We start from the raw sequence: 14,783 nt of genomic DNA on the forward strand, positions 1-14,783 counted from the left end.
TTTAGTAGGGGGTGGATAAAAGTTAAAGCACTGCAAATTTTAATGCGGCAATTGTTGCCTGCTTGGTAAAGTTTTATGTGATCAGCTCGGCAAATGCGTTCGGGTTTAAGCTTTTGTCCAGTTCCATAGCTCTGAGGGTAAGGTCTTGCTTGTACGCAGCACTCCAGTTTCTGGTTTGAACTCCACGAGTAAAGTGGGCACGAAACGTCGCAAAGGTTCTGAAGGCGAGCAGGCGGGTGCGTTTGCCGTTGAGGAGGAGACCACCAGCGTTGCGCAGTCGCAGGCTGGTGTTCCAACACCGTCGCTGCAGGGTGTGGATTCTTTGCTGGCCCTTCAGCAGATGGAAGTTCAGGTCGATGACAAGCAGCGCGCTGTGCAGCATGGAAATAAACTTCTGGATCAACTAGATGCGCTGCGGATCGATTTGCTGCAAGGCAAAGTGCAGCCAGAGCGCCTTGAGCGGCTTGTTGGTAACCTGTCCATGCAGGTCAAAAGTGGTAACCCCGGTCTCGACAGAGTGGTCGAAGATATTGAATTGCGTGCAAGAATCGAGCTCGCAAAGCTGGGTCACTACGTAGAATAGCCTATCCATTTACGATAGTATCAAAGGTTTCCAACCGTATAAGTTGCTGAATACACTGAATAATTGTGTTCTTAGACAATTTCATCTTTTTAGTAGATTGTTGTTTCAGGTTCCTCTCGCTATATTCCAGCCGCCCATATAAATAGGCGGAGTTTCAGATGGCAGTTGATGTCGCAATTGATTATCGTCCAACACAGGATGAACCATTCATGAACGACCAACAGCGCGAGTACTTTCGTAGAAAGCTTCTTGCGTGGAAGGAAGATATTCTGAAAGAGAGCAAGGAGACCCTTGCTGCGCTTCAAGAAGAAAGCACTAATCACCCAGATCTGGCTGACCGTGCTTCTTCTGAAACCGATCGGTCGATTGAATTACGTGCGCGTGACCGGCAGAGAAAGTTGATTTCTAAAATTGACGCTGCTCTTGCTCGCATTGAAGACAAATCCTACGGCTACTGCGAAGAGACTGGCGAGCCAATCTCTGTTCGTCGTTTGGATGCACGACCTATCGCAACGCTTTCTATTGAAGCCCAAGAGGCTCATGAGCGGCGCGAGAAAATCTATCGGGATGACTGATCCTCAGGGAGACAGGATATCGCCTTTCAAGCTGTGGTCCTAAGTTTTTAGGCTCTAGTACTTGAAGTATGACTTTACGAGGGAAGCACGGCTTAGCTGTGCTTCCCTTGTTTTGTTTTGGCCGGACGTCGGTGGGCGATGTTCTGGTGCACAAAAGAAAACGAGCCCGGCATGCTGGGGAGCATGTTGCCGAGCTCGCTTTATGTACCGCTCAAGCTGGGGAGCTTATTAAGCGGTTTTGGGTTCTTTGATTTCTTTTTGAGCACGCCGCGTTCATTTACAGTCACGCATCGCGCTCTAACATTTTTGTTGGAGCGAATTCTTGCCGTTTGATTGAAACCAATCAAACGGAACACGCTCTAAAACGGAAGCACGATGTCCAGCACCTGACTGCCGTATTTAGGTTGTTGGGCAACGGAGATCTGGCCGCGACCACCGTAGCCGATGCGTGCCTCTGCGATCTTGGTGCTTTCAACTGTGTTATCGGATGCAATGTCCTGCGGACGAACGACGCCTGCTACGATCAGCTCACGAACTTCGTGGTTCACACGCACTTCCTGACGGCCCTCGATGACGAGGTTGGAGTTGGGGAGTACCTGTGTCACGACAGCTGCGACGGTGGTCTTCAGGCTTTCTGTGCGGTCGATAGAGCCGGTGCCCTGAAAGCTGTCGGAGCTGTTGATTGATGCCAGAGCGTCAGCTGAAGCGCTGGCAGGAAGTGCCAGTGTGTTGATTGCGCCGCCGAGTGCACCACCAGCTCCGGAGTTCTTCGCATCACTGCGCGAGCTCTTCGAGGTGTTCTCAAAAGCTGCTTTGTCGGAAATGGTGACGTTTACCGTTACGATGTCGCCAACACGTTTTGCGCGCTGGTCCTGAAAGAAGGCTCTGTTACCGGTGCGCCAAAGAGAGTTCGCGTTGTAGCGCTCTACTTCCTTAATTGGCATTGGCATTTGTACCGGGCGATAGCCAGGCTGCGTACGTGGGTCCTGAATCGCGGTCAGAACAGGTTCTTGTCCAACTTTGGAAAGTTTGTCGGCTGTTTCGCAGCCGACAAGTGCAAACAGGCCAATCGTGAGCGCAGCATATTGCTTGATTTTGGTTGCTGAAGATATTCTCGGCATCAGCGGTTCTCCAATACGGCTGCGACCTGCGTTTTTGCGGTGGTCACGATGGCGATGTCTCTGCCGATGACTTCAGCAAGGATCGTTTTCTTTGAAATTGGGTTCACAATCTCAATCAGGTCATTTTTGCCGCCTTCAGACTTGGCTTTGCCCTGAGTTGTGATGTTCATGCCGGGGATCTTGTAGATCACAGTCACTTTAGCGCCGCGCTTGACGAGGATCGGTGCGCTTACATCCCTTGGAGTGATGGTTGAACCAGAGCGCATGTTACGGCGCACTTCCATTCCAACAAGATCAGCAGCTGCAAGAAACTCACGTCCGGCATAGCGAGAGGCTGGCTTGCGCTCCTCGCGAATGTCCTTGGCTGTGATGACCCTGCCGCGTTCCAGATTGCGAGCCAGTGTAGTGATGGACACCATCTGAGAGGCATTGCCAATGACGGAGATTGGTCTGCTTTGGCCTTCCTGTACCACATTGAGGATGGCTTTGAAGCGTGCGGTGCGCGGTGACCAGTTGATGTGCCCGATGGTTAGCGGAGAAATGGAGTTGGCGTCTGCCTGCATGTTCACCGGAAGTGGTGAGTGGTAGGAGATTTCAATCTCGTCCGGCTGCACGCTTGCGCGCTCCGCAAATGCATTGCGCAGGATGTCTGAGATGAGTGTTTCATCTACGGGGATGGAAAGGCGGTGCACACTCACAGTTGTCAGGCCGTTGGTGTCGGCCTGAATAAAGCCGGCAGCTTGTGCCTGCTGTGCGATGATCAATGCAGACACGTTGCCTGTGGTGCCAAGGTCCGGGCTGCGAAAGATTGGTGTTTGAGCCAGCTCTCCCGCTTCGGTGTAGAAGTCACCAATGGTGACGACTGGTCCGGTTACATTGACCGTTGGGCGCAGAATTGAGGCAGCAAATGCGCTGCTGGCTGTCAGGGCCAGTAGTCCTGCAATGAGTGTGGTTGCCAACTTTCTCATCAACTCAACTCCTTAGCGAAGATTCGTTGTGGTGGAATACATCTCATCGGCTGCTTTGATGATCTTGGAGTTCATCTCGTAAGCGCGCTGAGCTGAGATCAGATTGGAAAGCTCGGTCACAGCATCGACGTTGGATGATTCAAGATGGCGCTGAAGGATGTTGCCAAAGCCTGCGTTGCCCGGGTTGTCTGTCTGTGGCGGGCCGCTTGCCGGTGTTTCCAGGAAGAGGTTGTCGCCGATTGCCTCAAGGCCAGCTTTGTTTGTGAAACGGGCGATTTCGAGCTGTCCAAGGTTCAGCACCTGATCGTTGTCGTCCATGGCCTGCACGAGGCCTTGTACGTTGATTGTCAGATCGCGGGCGTTGTCCGGAATTGTGATTCCAGGCTGAACTGTATAGCCGTCTTTGGTGACGAGCTGGCCTGTCTGGGAGCGTGCGAAGGAGCCGTCACGGGTGAAGCCGGTTGTGCCGTCCGGACGCTGGATCTGGAAGAAGCCTTCGCCGCGAATTGTTATGTCGTACTCGTTGCCCGTTTGGGTCACGGAGCCCGGTGACATGATGCGTGTGGTTGCTGCTGTGCGTACACCGGAGCCGATTTGCACGCCGTTTGGAACGATTGTGCCTGCGTCTGAGGTTTCGGTGCCCATGCGGCGCTGGTTTTCGTAGAGTAGATCCTGAAAGTCTGCGCGCTGGCGCTTGTAGCCAGTGGTGCGCATGTTGGCCACGTTGTTCGAAATAACTTCGACGTTCAGTTCCTGAGCTTTCATGCCGGTTGCGGCGATGTGAAGGGCTTTCATTGGGCTGTTCCTTAAGCTTCAACCGATCCAAGTTCGCGGATGGAGCGCTGACGAAGTTCGTTGCGCTGCGACATCATCTTGGACACGCTTTTGTATTGACGGGTGATTTCAATCATGCGGGAGATTTCCTGAATGCCTTCCACGTTGGAGCCTTCAAGGGCGCCCTGGACGACAGTCGGGTTATTTGCTGGGATTGGGTTCAAGCCGGAAAACAGGTTTGTGCCAACGTGCAAAAGCTCTTGGCGGTTGTCGAAGGTGTAAACATCCAATCGGCCAAGTTGAGCCTGTGGGGTGGAGATCACGCCTTCTTTGGTGATGGTGATTTCACCATCTTCTGGATTGATTTGGATTGGAGCGCCGTCAGCGAGAACTGGCAGGCCTGCATCTGTTACGAGCGTGCCCTCAGGATCAATGGCAAGGCTGCCTGCGCGAGTGTAAAGCTGCTCACCGCCTGCACCAGTCACAGCCAGATAGCCGTCACCTTCGATCGCGACGTCTAGCGGATTACCTGTCAGTTGGATCGAGCCCTGTGTCAGAACTGTTGCTGTCCCTACATCCTGTGTAAAGGACAAAGGGCGGTCTGGGCGCTGAAATTCAGTCGCCTGTGCGGTTGGCATCAAGAACTCTTCAAAGATAAGCCTTTGAGCTTTGTAGCCAGTCGTATTGATGTTAGCCAGATTGTTGGCCACCACATCCAAGTTCCGACGAAGGGCACTTTGGCGTGATAAGCCGATCAGCTGTGCGTTTTCCATTTTATGCTCCCCAGCATTGCAACAGGTCTCCCCAGACCCGCAGCGCCAAGGTTCTTGCAGGAGTTGTGCCAGTTTGGAACTTTGGCTGAATTCTGCTGTTTTGACGGAGGGAAGCGCAAATTATCTGTTAAGTATTTGATAAAATATGCCTACTTTAATTTCCTAGTGGGCAAAAATTGCTTAGTAATGACGGTATTAACCATTCGGTAATCAGTGTTAACCAACTAGGTTGCATTAATAGTTACTAAACTTTTAATTGCGATTCACCGGGACGCAAAAATGGCAGATGCGGAACTGCAAAATACTGAGGATGACGGTAAGTCCGGCAAACGCAAGATCGTTATCGGAGCGATTGCTGGCGTCTTGCTGTTAACCCTTGGTGTGGGCGGTGCATATGTAATGGACTGGATCAATCTGGGCGAGACAGCCACCGTCAAACGAGCGGATGGCACTGTTGAGCAGATCCAAACCAAGCCTGTCGTTTTTTACGATCTGCCAGAAATGACGGTGAACCTTTCTACCCAAGGCCGCACGACCTACCTGAAAGTTCGCATTGCTCTTGAAGTTGAGAGCGACAGCATGGTTTCTCAGGTGGAGCCTTATCTTCCGCGTATTCTTGATGCTTTCCAGATTTATCTGCGTGAGTTGCGTCCTGCTGATCTGGAAGGGTCTGCTGGGCTGTTCCGCTTGAAGGAGCAACTTCTGCGCCGCATCAACTCTGCAATCTATCCAGCCAAGGTTGAAGGGGTTCTCTTTAAAGAGATCCTGATCCAGTAGGGGAGCGGCATATGTCAGATACCGATACTCTCCCTGAAAATATGGATGATGCATGGGACACCGCTCTTTCTGAAGCTGAGGGCGGTGACAGTGATGAGGATCTTGCCGCGGCGTGGGGCGCTGCGCTTCAGGAGCAAGGCGTAGAAGGCGGTGAAGAGGCCGCAGCTCAATGGGCTGCGATGATCGACGACAGCGAACCGGATGTAGAGAGCGCGTCTCGTGGTGCGGACCGTATTCTGAATCAGGAAGAGATCGACAACCTTCTGGGCTTTACGCTGGATGGGTCTCTGGCTGGTGATGAAGGCGGTATTCGTGCGCTGATCAATTCGGCAATGGTGTCTTACGAGCGCTTGCCGATGCTGGAGATCGTGTTTGACCGTCTCGTACGTCTCACAACAACGTCTCTGCGTAATTTCACATCGGACAATGTTGAAGTCTCTTTGGACTCCATGACCAATGTGCGTTTTGGTGACTACCTGAACTCAATTCCACTTCCAGCGATCCTTGGTGTGTTCAAGGCGAAAGAATGGGATGGCTTTGGACTTGTTACCGTTGAGAGCTCTCTGATCTATTCCATCATTGATGTGTTGCTTGGTGGTGGCCGTGGGTCTTCGCCTACACGCGTTGAAGGGCGGCCATATACCACGATTGAGAGCAATCTGGTGCGCCGGATGATCGAGATTATTCTACTGGATGCTGAGCAGGCTTTTGGACCGTTGTCCCCTGTGAGTTTCCCGCTTGAGCGTTTGGAAACGAACCCACGCTTTGCTGCGATCTCCCGTCCTGCGAATGCTGCCATCATGGTTGAGCTGCGCATCGATATGGAAGATCGCGGCGGTAAAGTTGAGATTGTGCTGCCTTACGCGACCCTTGAGCCAATCCGTGAACTGCTTCTGCAGATGTTCATGGGTGAGAAGTTCGGGCGTGATCCTATTTGGGAAGAGCACCTTGCCACTGAGGTTTATTCCTCAGAAGTGCAGGTTGATGCTGTCCTTTATGAAAACACCATCCCGCTCCAGCGGGTGTTGAATCTGGAAGTTGGTCAAACCTTGCTGTTTGATACCGGCCCGCGTGATCCTGTTCAGGTGAAATGCGGGGGAGTGGCTTTGACAGAGGGCCTTATGGGCCATGTTGATGACCGAATTTCCATCGAAATTTCAAAGAAGCTGAAGCAACCGAAAATGACGCTCGCCGCTTTTGAAAAGTCCCTGCAAAGCGAACTGGAGACAAACTAGATGTCCCTAGGTCTTATTATTGAATGCATCGTTGCGGTTCTTCTTGTGATTACCATTGGGTATTGCTGGACACTTAACCGTCGCCTAAGTCGTCTCCGCTCTGACGAAGAGTCCTTGCGCGCAACTATTTCTGAGCTGATTACAGCGACTGAAATTGCAGAGCGTGCGATCATGGGTCTCAAGTCCACCTGCGGAAATGCAGACCGTACTCTTGGTGTGCGTCTGGGCGAAGCTGAGGCGGTTTCCCGCAAACTGACTAATCAGTTGGGAGCCGGTGAAGATGTGCTCGACCGCATTGGCGGTGTTGCAGATCGTGCGCTTGCTGATCGTGATACCCGTGTGGCCGCACCAGCAGCTCCAATGTCCCGCACTTATGAAACCGCAGCGGAGGGACTTGCTGCCGGGATCATTGCGGAACAGGAAACAATGCATCCGGCTGAAACACGTAGCGCACCAGCCCCTAAAGCTGCGACCCGCTCTGTGACCCGTGACATTCGTGAAGCTGCAAATGAATCCGCTGCGCGCCTTGAGCGCTTCCGTAGACAAGCGCAGGACCGCGTAGCATGAAACTAAGGCTCCTTCCGATTGTCGTATTTGCTGGTAGCGCCCTTCTGGTTTTGAAACTGCTTGGTTTGTTTCTAGGTGATACTTATCCAATTGGTGCTGTTCGGGTTGCTGATGCGCAGCAGTCGGAAGTGGCGAAGGCTGAGGAAGAAGCACCTGCTACTCCAAACGTTCTTCCCAATCCATCTGGCGCACGGAAGATCCAGATTGCTCAAAATACAAGTGGTGTGAAAGAAAGTGGTGTTCCAACGAACTCCGTTTCTGAACTTGCCGTTCTCAATAGCCTTGGTAATCGCCGTGATGTGCTGAACCAGCGTGAAAGTGATCTGGAGCTTCGCGAGCAGGTTCTTGCTGCTGCTGAAGCGCGTTTGAACAAGCGTTTTCAGGAACTTAAGGCACTTGAAGCGAAGATCGATTCTGAAGTTGAGCGCAAAGAAAAGCAGGCTGCGGAAGAGATCCTGGATCTGGTGAAGATCTATGAAAGCATGAAGGCCAAAAATGCAGCGCGGATCTTCAACCGTCTGGACCTGGACATCATGTTGAAGGTGGTGAAGGAGATGCAGCCGCGGAAGATGGCGGATGTGCTTTCTGAGATGGATCCGGAAATGGCGGAGCAGTTGACAATTGCACTGGCAGCAGGCGAGAGCCGCAATGTGAAGACGACTTCCACAATTCTTCCGAAGATTCAGGGGAATTAACTGAGCAAATTGGCGGTTTTTCGCTCTTGGCTCAGGAGTCTGTAAGCTTGCGTTAATAGCCAATTGTTACAGATACCTAATTAATTTTAGGAGTAAGAATCGGGCATGGGCGATTTTGGGGGCGACCTTAAAGATAAGCAGAAGCGTTCCTTTCTGCGCGCCACTTTACCTTTTGTGCCGCGCCGTGCATTGCATGGAGCACGCATTGTTAGGGTAAAGGGCAAGGCTTGGCTTGTCTCCTTCATGCTCGCCACAACTGCCTTAGGGGGCAGTGTTTTAAGTGCCTGGGCCGAGCCAGCTTCTGCTGTTCTTGAAGTCGAAGACACCGGCAATTTTGCCCGCATGTTGATCACGTTCCCGGATCGCTCGTTGTTGCCGCCCTATGAAGCTTCCATTTCCACCAGTGTCCTGCGCATCTCCTTTCCCGATGGCATTGCAGCGGATGTTGAGGATGTGCCGGAAGCTTTGATGGACTACATCTCCATTGCCCGTGCTGATCCTGATGGTGCTGCGCTGCGTTTTGCATTGCGGCAGCCGGTTAACATCAACAGTATGGAAGCTGGTGAGAAGCTCTTTATCGATCTGCTTCCTGCCAATTACGAGGGCCGGCCTCCGTCCTTACCTCAGGATGTGGTTGATGAGCTTGCCCGACGGGCTGCGGAAGCGCTTGAGCGTATTCGTGTGCTGGAAGAAGCAAACGCGCTTGAGGATCAGGAGATCAAGGTCAAGCTGCGGATTGGGACACATCCAACATTTACGCGCCTGATCTTCGATTGGAATGTGAAGGTTGGCAGTGCGTTTGAGCGCAACGGAAACAATATTCGTGTCAAGTTTGATCAGGCTGCTGATCTGGATCTGTCTCAGTTTAAAGCAAGTCTACCGGGTACTGTGCTGGATGTTGGCTCGCAAACCCGTGACAATGATCTGATCTTCAACATGATTGTTGATCCGAGTGTTGATGTGCGATCTTTTCAGGAGGGGAAGCAGCTTATTGTTGATGTCACGCCTGAAGACATCGGCCAGTTGGATCCACGGGTTTCCGAAGTTCGCGATGAGCTTTTTGGCGATGGAGATGTGCCACAAGGCGCTTCGAATGTCATAAACACGCTTGGTAATAAAGATGCGGCACCCGCTGCAATTGCACCTGCCGTGTCTGCTGCTGTTGATCAGGCTCGGGTTGCTGCTCCGGGCAGTCTGTTTCCGACGCCTCAACCTGTTCAGACCGCTCAAACCAGCGTGAATGATGGCCTTGATTTTCCGCAGATGCCGTTGCCAGTTGCGAAGCCGGAGTTGGAACGCATTGGTGATCCGGTTGACCGGCCTGCTCCAGCTGACATTCCTCTATCAAAGCCTTCGGAAGAAGACTTGCAGGCTGAGGCTGGCAAGGATCCAGAGCCCGTTGAAGCTGTTGTTGTAAAGGCGCAACCTGTTCGCCGTGTGAAACCTGAGCCTGCGCCTGAAACTGATGTGGCACCTGTTGCTGAGGTGATTCCGGAAACCGATCTCATTGCCGAGGTTGTGAATGCAGGTGGGCAGACCTCGATACCAGTGATGCTTGCACCTGATCAAGGTGCGGGCGTTGATGCTGCTCCGGCTGCTGCAGCTGTTGTTGCTGATGCAGACGAGGAGTTGCCGATTGCGCGTCGTGCTTCTGCTGAAACAATTATTCAGGAAGAGAATGACGCTGCAGCGCGTGTTGTTGGTGTTGAGACGTATCGTATTGGTGATACTGTTCGTCTGGTGTTTCCGTTTGAGCACGAGGTTGGTGCTGCTGTTTTCCGCCGAGATGAAAAGGTTTGGGCGGTGTTCGACAGTGAGGAGCATCTGGACGGGCGCGGTATTCCGGCCGTTTTGAGTGATCTTGCGCGCAAGGTGGAGCTTGATGAAGTTGATGGCGCGCAGGTGCTGCGGTTTGACCTGAAGCGGACCACGTTGATCTCCATCGAGTATCAGGATGACGCCTGGGCGATTACTTTGGGGCCGTCGATCTCGACAAAGACTGATCCGGTTGATGTTGAGCGGAATGTGCAGGGTGATGGCTCGAATGTTCTGCGTTTGCCGTTTGGTGCAAGTGGGCGGTTGCATGTGCTAACTGACAAAAGCGTCGGCGACCGGATTTATGTGGTCAGCGGTCCTGCGCCTGTTCGTGGTATTTTGAAATCGCACCGGTTCCCTCAGGTACAGATTCTGCGCAGCTCTCAGGGACTTGCGGTGGTTCCGAGTGCAGATGGGATTGATGTTGAGTTGTCGGGTGAAGATCTTGTGATCTCCAGACCTGACGGATTGAAGATTTCGAATCGTGGTCTTTCCAAAGGCACGACGATTGGCGCTCATGTTAAGGACCCGACACAACCGGGCCTGATTGAATTTGCGCAGCTGGACCAGCAAAAGCCTGAGGATTATATGCAAGGCCTTCGGGCGCATGAAGATGCGATTGCGAAGGCTGATCCGGAGCAGTTGAGTGGTCCACGTCTGGATATGGCGCGGTTTTTTCTCTCCAGTGGATTTGCGCAGGAAGCTATTGGCACCTTGCGCATCATGGAAGAGGACGATCCTCTCATCGAGAAAGATGCCACCTTCAACGTGATGATGGGCGCTGCGCAGATGTTGGCGTCGCGACCGGGTGAGGCGCTTGAGTATCTTGCTGCTCCTGAGCTTGCCAGCAGCCCTGATGCTGCGGTGTGGCGGACCTTTGCGCATTCCTCGCTGGGGGACTGGCAGGGCGCTCATGCAAATCTTGGGCGCGGGTTGGCTGTTATGGCCAATTATCCGGTGATGTTGCAGGTGTACTTCAACCTTGCAGCTGCCAAGACGCATCTGGCTCTTGGCAACTATGGTCGGGCGCTGGGGGCTTTGTCGCAGATTGAGCCTTCTGATGTGAATGAAGAGCAGGCCATTCAGTATGACTTGCTGCGCGGGCGGATTGCCGATGCTTCTGGCCGCTCACAGGAAGCGCTGGATGTGTATGATCTGGTGGTGCGCTCCAGTGATGGGCCGGAGGCTGCTGAAGCCAAGTTCCTGAGTGTGAAGCTGCGGTATCGGGATGGTTTGATTGATGCGGATGAAGCCCTCTCCGAACTGGAGGGGCTTGCTGCGTCGTGGCGTGGTGATGAAACTGAGCTGAAGACTTTGCGGCTGATGGCTCAGCTGCATGCGCAGGAAGGCAATTACCGCCGGGCCTTTGAGGCGATGTCTCAGGCTGTGCAATCTGATGCAGGCGCAGAAATCACCTCGAACATTCAGCAGGAAATGGGTTCTGTCTTTGCAACCCTGTTCCTTGAAGGCAGGGCGCAAGCTCTGGAGCCTGTGAAGGCGCTTGCGCTGTTTTATGATTTCCGTGAGTTGGTGCCTGCTGGTCGTCAAGGTGATGAGATGGCGCGGATGCTGGCCAGTCGTCTGATTGATATGGACCTGCTGGATCAGGCAGCCTCTGTTTTGCGGCATCAGATCGACAAGCGTCTGAAAGGCGCTGCGCGGGCGCAGATCGCTGCTGATCTGGCTGTTGTTTATCTGCTGAACCGGAAGCCGGAAGAAGCGCTGCGGGTGCTTTCGCAAACGCGTCAGGGACAATTGCCGGCTGCTTTGCAGCGCCAGCGAAATATTGTTGAGGCGCGTGCTTTGAGTGAGAGCGGGCGTCCTGATCTTGCTCTGGAGCTGGTGCGTAACATGTCTGGGTCAGACGTGGATCGTTTGCGGGCTGATACGCTTTGGTCGGCGCGGTCCTGGCGGAAGGCTGGTGAGCAGCTGGAACAGATGAACGGCAGTCGCTGGTCTGATGAAGTGCCGCTTGCTGACCATGAGCGTGTTGATGTCATCCGCGCGGCGATTGCCTATACGCTGGCTGAAGATAGCTTAGGTCTTGAGCGGCTGCGGCAGAAATACTCGCAGAAAATGAGCGAGTCTCCGCAGGCTGAAACATTTGAGATTGTGACGCGGCCCATTGATGATCGCGGCGTTGAGTTCCTGAATGTTGCCAAGTCGATTGGTGGTGGGGATAGTCTGGTGTCCTTCCTTGAGGAGTACAGACGTCAATATCTCTCAGCAACGCCGATTATTCCGACTGAGGAAGCTTTCCTTTATCCTGAAGATACAAGTGAGGGAGCTGCTTAAGCAGCCTCGTCGTGAAGCAGTTTTAACACCGCATGATCTTTCATGCGGTGTTTTTGTTTGATGTCTGGCTGAACGGGGAAGTGGCTAACCGCCGAAACTTCGGACCAGACTGCCTGCGATCAGTTGCCAGCCGTCTACGAGCACAAAGAAGATGAGCTTGAATGGCAGCGAGATCACGATTGGTGGCAGCATCATCATACCCATGGACATCAGGACTGATGCAATCACGAGATCGATGATGAGGAACGGCAGGTAGAGCAGGAAGCCGATTTCAAAGGCGCGGCGCAACTCGCTGATCATGAAGGCTGGCACCAGAACGCGCAGGCTCAGCTCTTCAGGAGTTTCCGGGGCAGGGGTCTTTGCGAGTTCCTGAAAGAGCAGGAGATCAGTTTCGCGTACTTGTTGACGCATGAACTCGTGAAAGGGTTCGGATGCCCGGTTGAATGCTTCTTGCGGGTCGATGGTGCCTTCAATCATGGGCTTTGCGCCGAGATCCCATGCAGTTTCAAAGGCTGGGGCCATGACGAAGGCTGTCAGGAACATGGCAAGGGATAACATGACCGCGTTTGGTGGTGCAGTCTGAAGCCCGATTGCAGAGCGGAGCAGTGAAAGAACCACAACGATACGCGTGAAGCTTGTCACCATGATCAGGATGCTCGGCGCCAGTGAGAGCACTGTGAGCAGCATAACCAGCTGAACAGCACGCTCTGTAACCGAGTTGCCTTCTCCGCCTCCAAAATCAATTGAAATGCTTTGAGCAGCAGCAGGACCGAACCAGAAAAGCAAGAGAGCGAAACCCAAAAGCCCCAATCGGCCTTTGTTTTCGCTCAGCTTTGCTTTCACCATTCCTGCTAAATTATTTTGTGTTGGCCTCAATGTCATCTAGCAGGTCTGCCATTTCCTTTGCGATGCCATCTACAGCTTCGCTGGGATCATCTTTAGGTGATGTTTTCTCTGCTTTTTTAGGAGCAGCTTCGGAAGCTACCGGCTTTTCTGCCTTCTCTTCCTGCTTTACTGTTTTCTCAGCTTCAGGTGCCTTTTCCTGCTTAGCTGGCTTCTTGGCTTTTGCTTTGCTGGCGGCTTTTTCCTTTGCCTTGGCTGGCTCGGGCTGCTGCTCTGCGGCAGGTGTTGGCGTTGCCTCTGCTTTTTCAGCTGGAATAGCTGCTGGTGCTGCGTCAGCTTTTGTCTCTTCTGGCTTCAGCGCAGGCTTTTCAGCAGCAGCTTCAGCTTTTGCGACAGGCTTTTCGGCTGCCGCCTCAGGTTTTGGCGTGTCTTTCTTCTCTTCCTGCACTTTGGCCGGCGTCTCAGTTACCCGAGGGCGCATGAAAGCACTTGCTGCGTTTGCTGCCGGACCATTCAAAGGCGGTTTCATTGCCGCTTTTGGAATAGGCTTGGATGCTGCCGGTGCTTCTGGCTGTGGCGCTTCCGGTTTTGGTGCAGGCTTTTCTGCAGTTTTCTCTGGTACTGGCGCAATCGGCTCCGGCTGCTTCACAGCTGGGCTTGGCTGTGACGGGCTGAGTGAGCGTGGTGAGGCTGGACGCGCTGGAGACGGGCGTGCTGTTATTGGGCGTGCCGCTACTTTTTGAACGCCGCGTGCGCCGCCGATGGTTGGCGTCTGCAAAGCGGCTGGTCTACCTGCTGGTGCTGGTGCTGGTGCTGCTGCTGATGCTGGGGCAGCTGGTCTTGCCGGACGCGCAGATGTCATGTGCCCTGCTGCTGCAGCTTGTGGGATTGGCGCTGCCTGAGGCACTGCAGCAACTTTTTCTTTGATTGTTGCTGGCGCCGGGGCAGGTGCTGTCGCTACAGGTTGTGCAGGTGCCTTTACTTCAGGCTGCTGCTTTAGAGCAGGGCGACTTGCAAGTGCAGGTTTGACCTCTGCCGTTACTGGCGCGGTGTCTTCACCCCAGTTCAGGCGTGCTGTTGGTTCTTCTGAAGAGGGCGTTTGTTCTGGTGTTGCCGGTGTGGTGCCGACTTGCCCATTGCCTGTAAACATCTGTCCGCGAGGCGGGGCCGAGACCGGCATGCCACGAATGATGCCTTGCTCAACAACAACGTCATTAGCGCCCCCAATCATGATGAGGTGCTCAACATTGTCTCGGCGGACAAGCAGTAATCTGCGCCGCGCATCGATATCGGTCGCATCCATGATTGCAAGACGAGGTTGGCGACTTCGCGACCCCTTGTAACTGGTTCTTGCTAAGCGCTTCAAAAGCGGAATGCAGACCGCGATGAGAACCGCGATAATCAACATCGCCAGTACGACAGCAAGAAGCTGTGCGCTTCCCTGCGACATACCAGTGGTTTGGGCCAGCCAGTCAGGCATGAATGTTCCTCAACTCGTATTCAGCATTCAGCGGACTGCTCTTTTGATAAAACAGCCCGGAATTGGGGTACGAATCCCCGCATTAACTCATGCGCGCATTTGTAACCTATAGTTTATGTAGAATGAACAGTTCACAGGGATGAAGTTGGTGGCGTTACCCGAGTTTTTACGCGAAAATCACGAAATTGCACTTTTGAACGGGTGAATTTTGCTGGCCCGGCAAAATTTTCCACTTCTCAGGCCGCAATTCTTAATAGGTGCTAAAGCCCATGATTCTTTTCA

13 protein-coding genes are annotated in these 14,783 nt (G+C 53.2%); 7 read left to right on the forward strand and 6 right to left on the reverse strand.

Annotated features, from left to right (window positions below; translation table 11 throughout):
• The first annotated feature begins 145 nt into the window (after positions 1-145).
• The gene (locus PsW64_RS09665; protein WP_057462625.1) at positions 146-583 is read left to right on the forward strand and encodes a flagellar assembly protein FliX; all 438 of its coding nucleotides are present in this window, start codon (positions 146-148) and stop codon (positions 581-583) included.
• Between the two features lie 158 nt (positions 584-741).
• Positions 742-1,158 (forward strand): RNA polymerase-binding protein DksA, encoded by a 417-nt coding sequence (dksA, locus tag PsW64_RS09670; RefSeq protein ID WP_057462624.1) that lies wholly within the window; start codon positions 742-744, stop codon positions 1,156-1,158.
• Between the two features lie 359 nt (positions 1,159-1,517).
• On the opposite strand, the gene flgH is transcribed toward dksA, so the two are convergent.
• The 4 genes from flgH to flgF are packed head-to-tail and all read right to left on the reverse strand — an operon-like array spanning position 1,518 to position 4,794.
• A complete protein-coding gene (flgH, locus tag PsW64_RS09675) occupies positions 1,518-2,279 on the reverse strand; it encodes a flagellar basal body L-ring protein FlgH (protein WP_063303466.1) in 762 nt (253 codons plus the stop codon).
• Positions 2,279-3,247, reverse strand: a complete 969-nt coding sequence (gene flgA, locus PsW64_RS09680; RefSeq protein WP_063303467.1) for a flagellar basal body P-ring formation chaperone FlgA — start codon at positions 3,245-3,247, stop codon at positions 2,279-2,281. Before flgA ends, flgH begins: the two co-directional genes overlap by 1 nt.
• Before the next feature lie 12 nt (positions 3,248-3,259).
• Positions 3,260-4,042, reverse strand: a complete 783-nt coding sequence (gene flgG / locus PsW64_RS09685) for a flagellar basal-body rod protein FlgG (RefSeq protein WP_057462621.1) — start codon at positions 4,040-4,042, stop codon at positions 3,260-3,262.
• 11 nt (positions 4,043-4,053) lie between these two features.
• Positions 4,054-4,794, reverse strand: coding sequence for a flagellar basal-body rod protein FlgF (flgF, locus tag PsW64_RS09690; RefSeq protein WP_057462620.1), 741 nt, complete (start codon positions 4,792-4,794; stop codon positions 4,054-4,056).
• 279 nt (positions 4,795-5,073) lie between these two features.
• Here flgF and PsW64_RS09695 point away from each other — a divergent pair, with 279 nt between their 5' ends.
• From PsW64_RS09695 to PsW64_RS09715, 5 genes are all read left to right on the forward strand, one after another.
• Positions 5,074-5,571, forward strand: coding sequence for a flagellar basal body-associated FliL family protein (locus PsW64_RS09695; RefSeq protein WP_063303468.1), 498 nt, complete (start codon positions 5,074-5,076; stop codon positions 5,569-5,571).
• Between the two features lie 11 nt (positions 5,572-5,582).
• Positions 5,583-6,806 (forward strand): flagellar motor switch protein FliM, encoded by a 1,224-nt coding sequence (fliM, locus tag PsW64_RS09700; RefSeq protein WP_063289603.1) that lies wholly within the window; start codon positions 5,583-5,585, stop codon positions 6,804-6,806.
• Positions 6,807-7,373, forward strand: a complete 567-nt coding sequence (locus tag PsW64_RS09705) for a DUF6468 domain-containing protein (protein WP_063292779.1) — start codon at positions 6,807-6,809, stop codon at positions 7,371-7,373. It abuts the gene before it with no gap.
• Positions 7,370-8,068, forward strand: coding sequence for a MotE family protein (locus tag PsW64_RS09710; RefSeq protein ID WP_063292778.1), 699 nt, complete (start codon positions 7,370-7,372; stop codon positions 8,066-8,068). Before PsW64_RS09705 ends, PsW64_RS09710 begins: the two co-directional genes overlap by 4 nt.
• A 105-nt stretch (positions 8,069-8,173) precedes the next feature.
• Positions 8,174-12,178, forward strand: a complete 4,005-nt coding sequence (locus PsW64_RS09715; protein WP_208980696.1) for a hypothetical protein — start codon at positions 8,174-8,176, stop codon at positions 12,176-12,178.
• Positions 12,179-12,262: 84 nt separating this feature from the next.
• On the opposite strand, the gene fliP is transcribed toward PsW64_RS09715, so the two are convergent.
• Together fliP and PsW64_RS09725 are read right to left on the reverse strand one after the other, a co-directional pair.
• The gene (gene fliP / locus PsW64_RS09720; protein WP_082596717.1) at positions 12,263-13,024 is read right to left on the reverse strand and encodes a flagellar type III secretion system pore protein FliP; all 762 of its coding nucleotides are present in this window, start codon (positions 13,022-13,024) and stop codon (positions 12,263-12,265) included.
• Positions 13,025-13,034: 10 nt separating this feature from the next.
• Positions 13,035-14,501: a flagellar biosynthetic protein FliO gene (locus PsW64_RS09725; protein WP_063303469.1), complete on the reverse strand. Its 1,467-nt coding sequence runs from the start codon at positions 14,499-14,501 to the stop codon at positions 13,035-13,037.
• Positions 14,502-14,783: the final 282 nt, after the last annotated feature.

Source organism: Pseudovibrio sp. W64 (assembly GCF_001623145.1).
GTDB lineage: Bacteria > Pseudomonadota > Alphaproteobacteria > Rhizobiales > Stappiaceae > Pseudovibrio.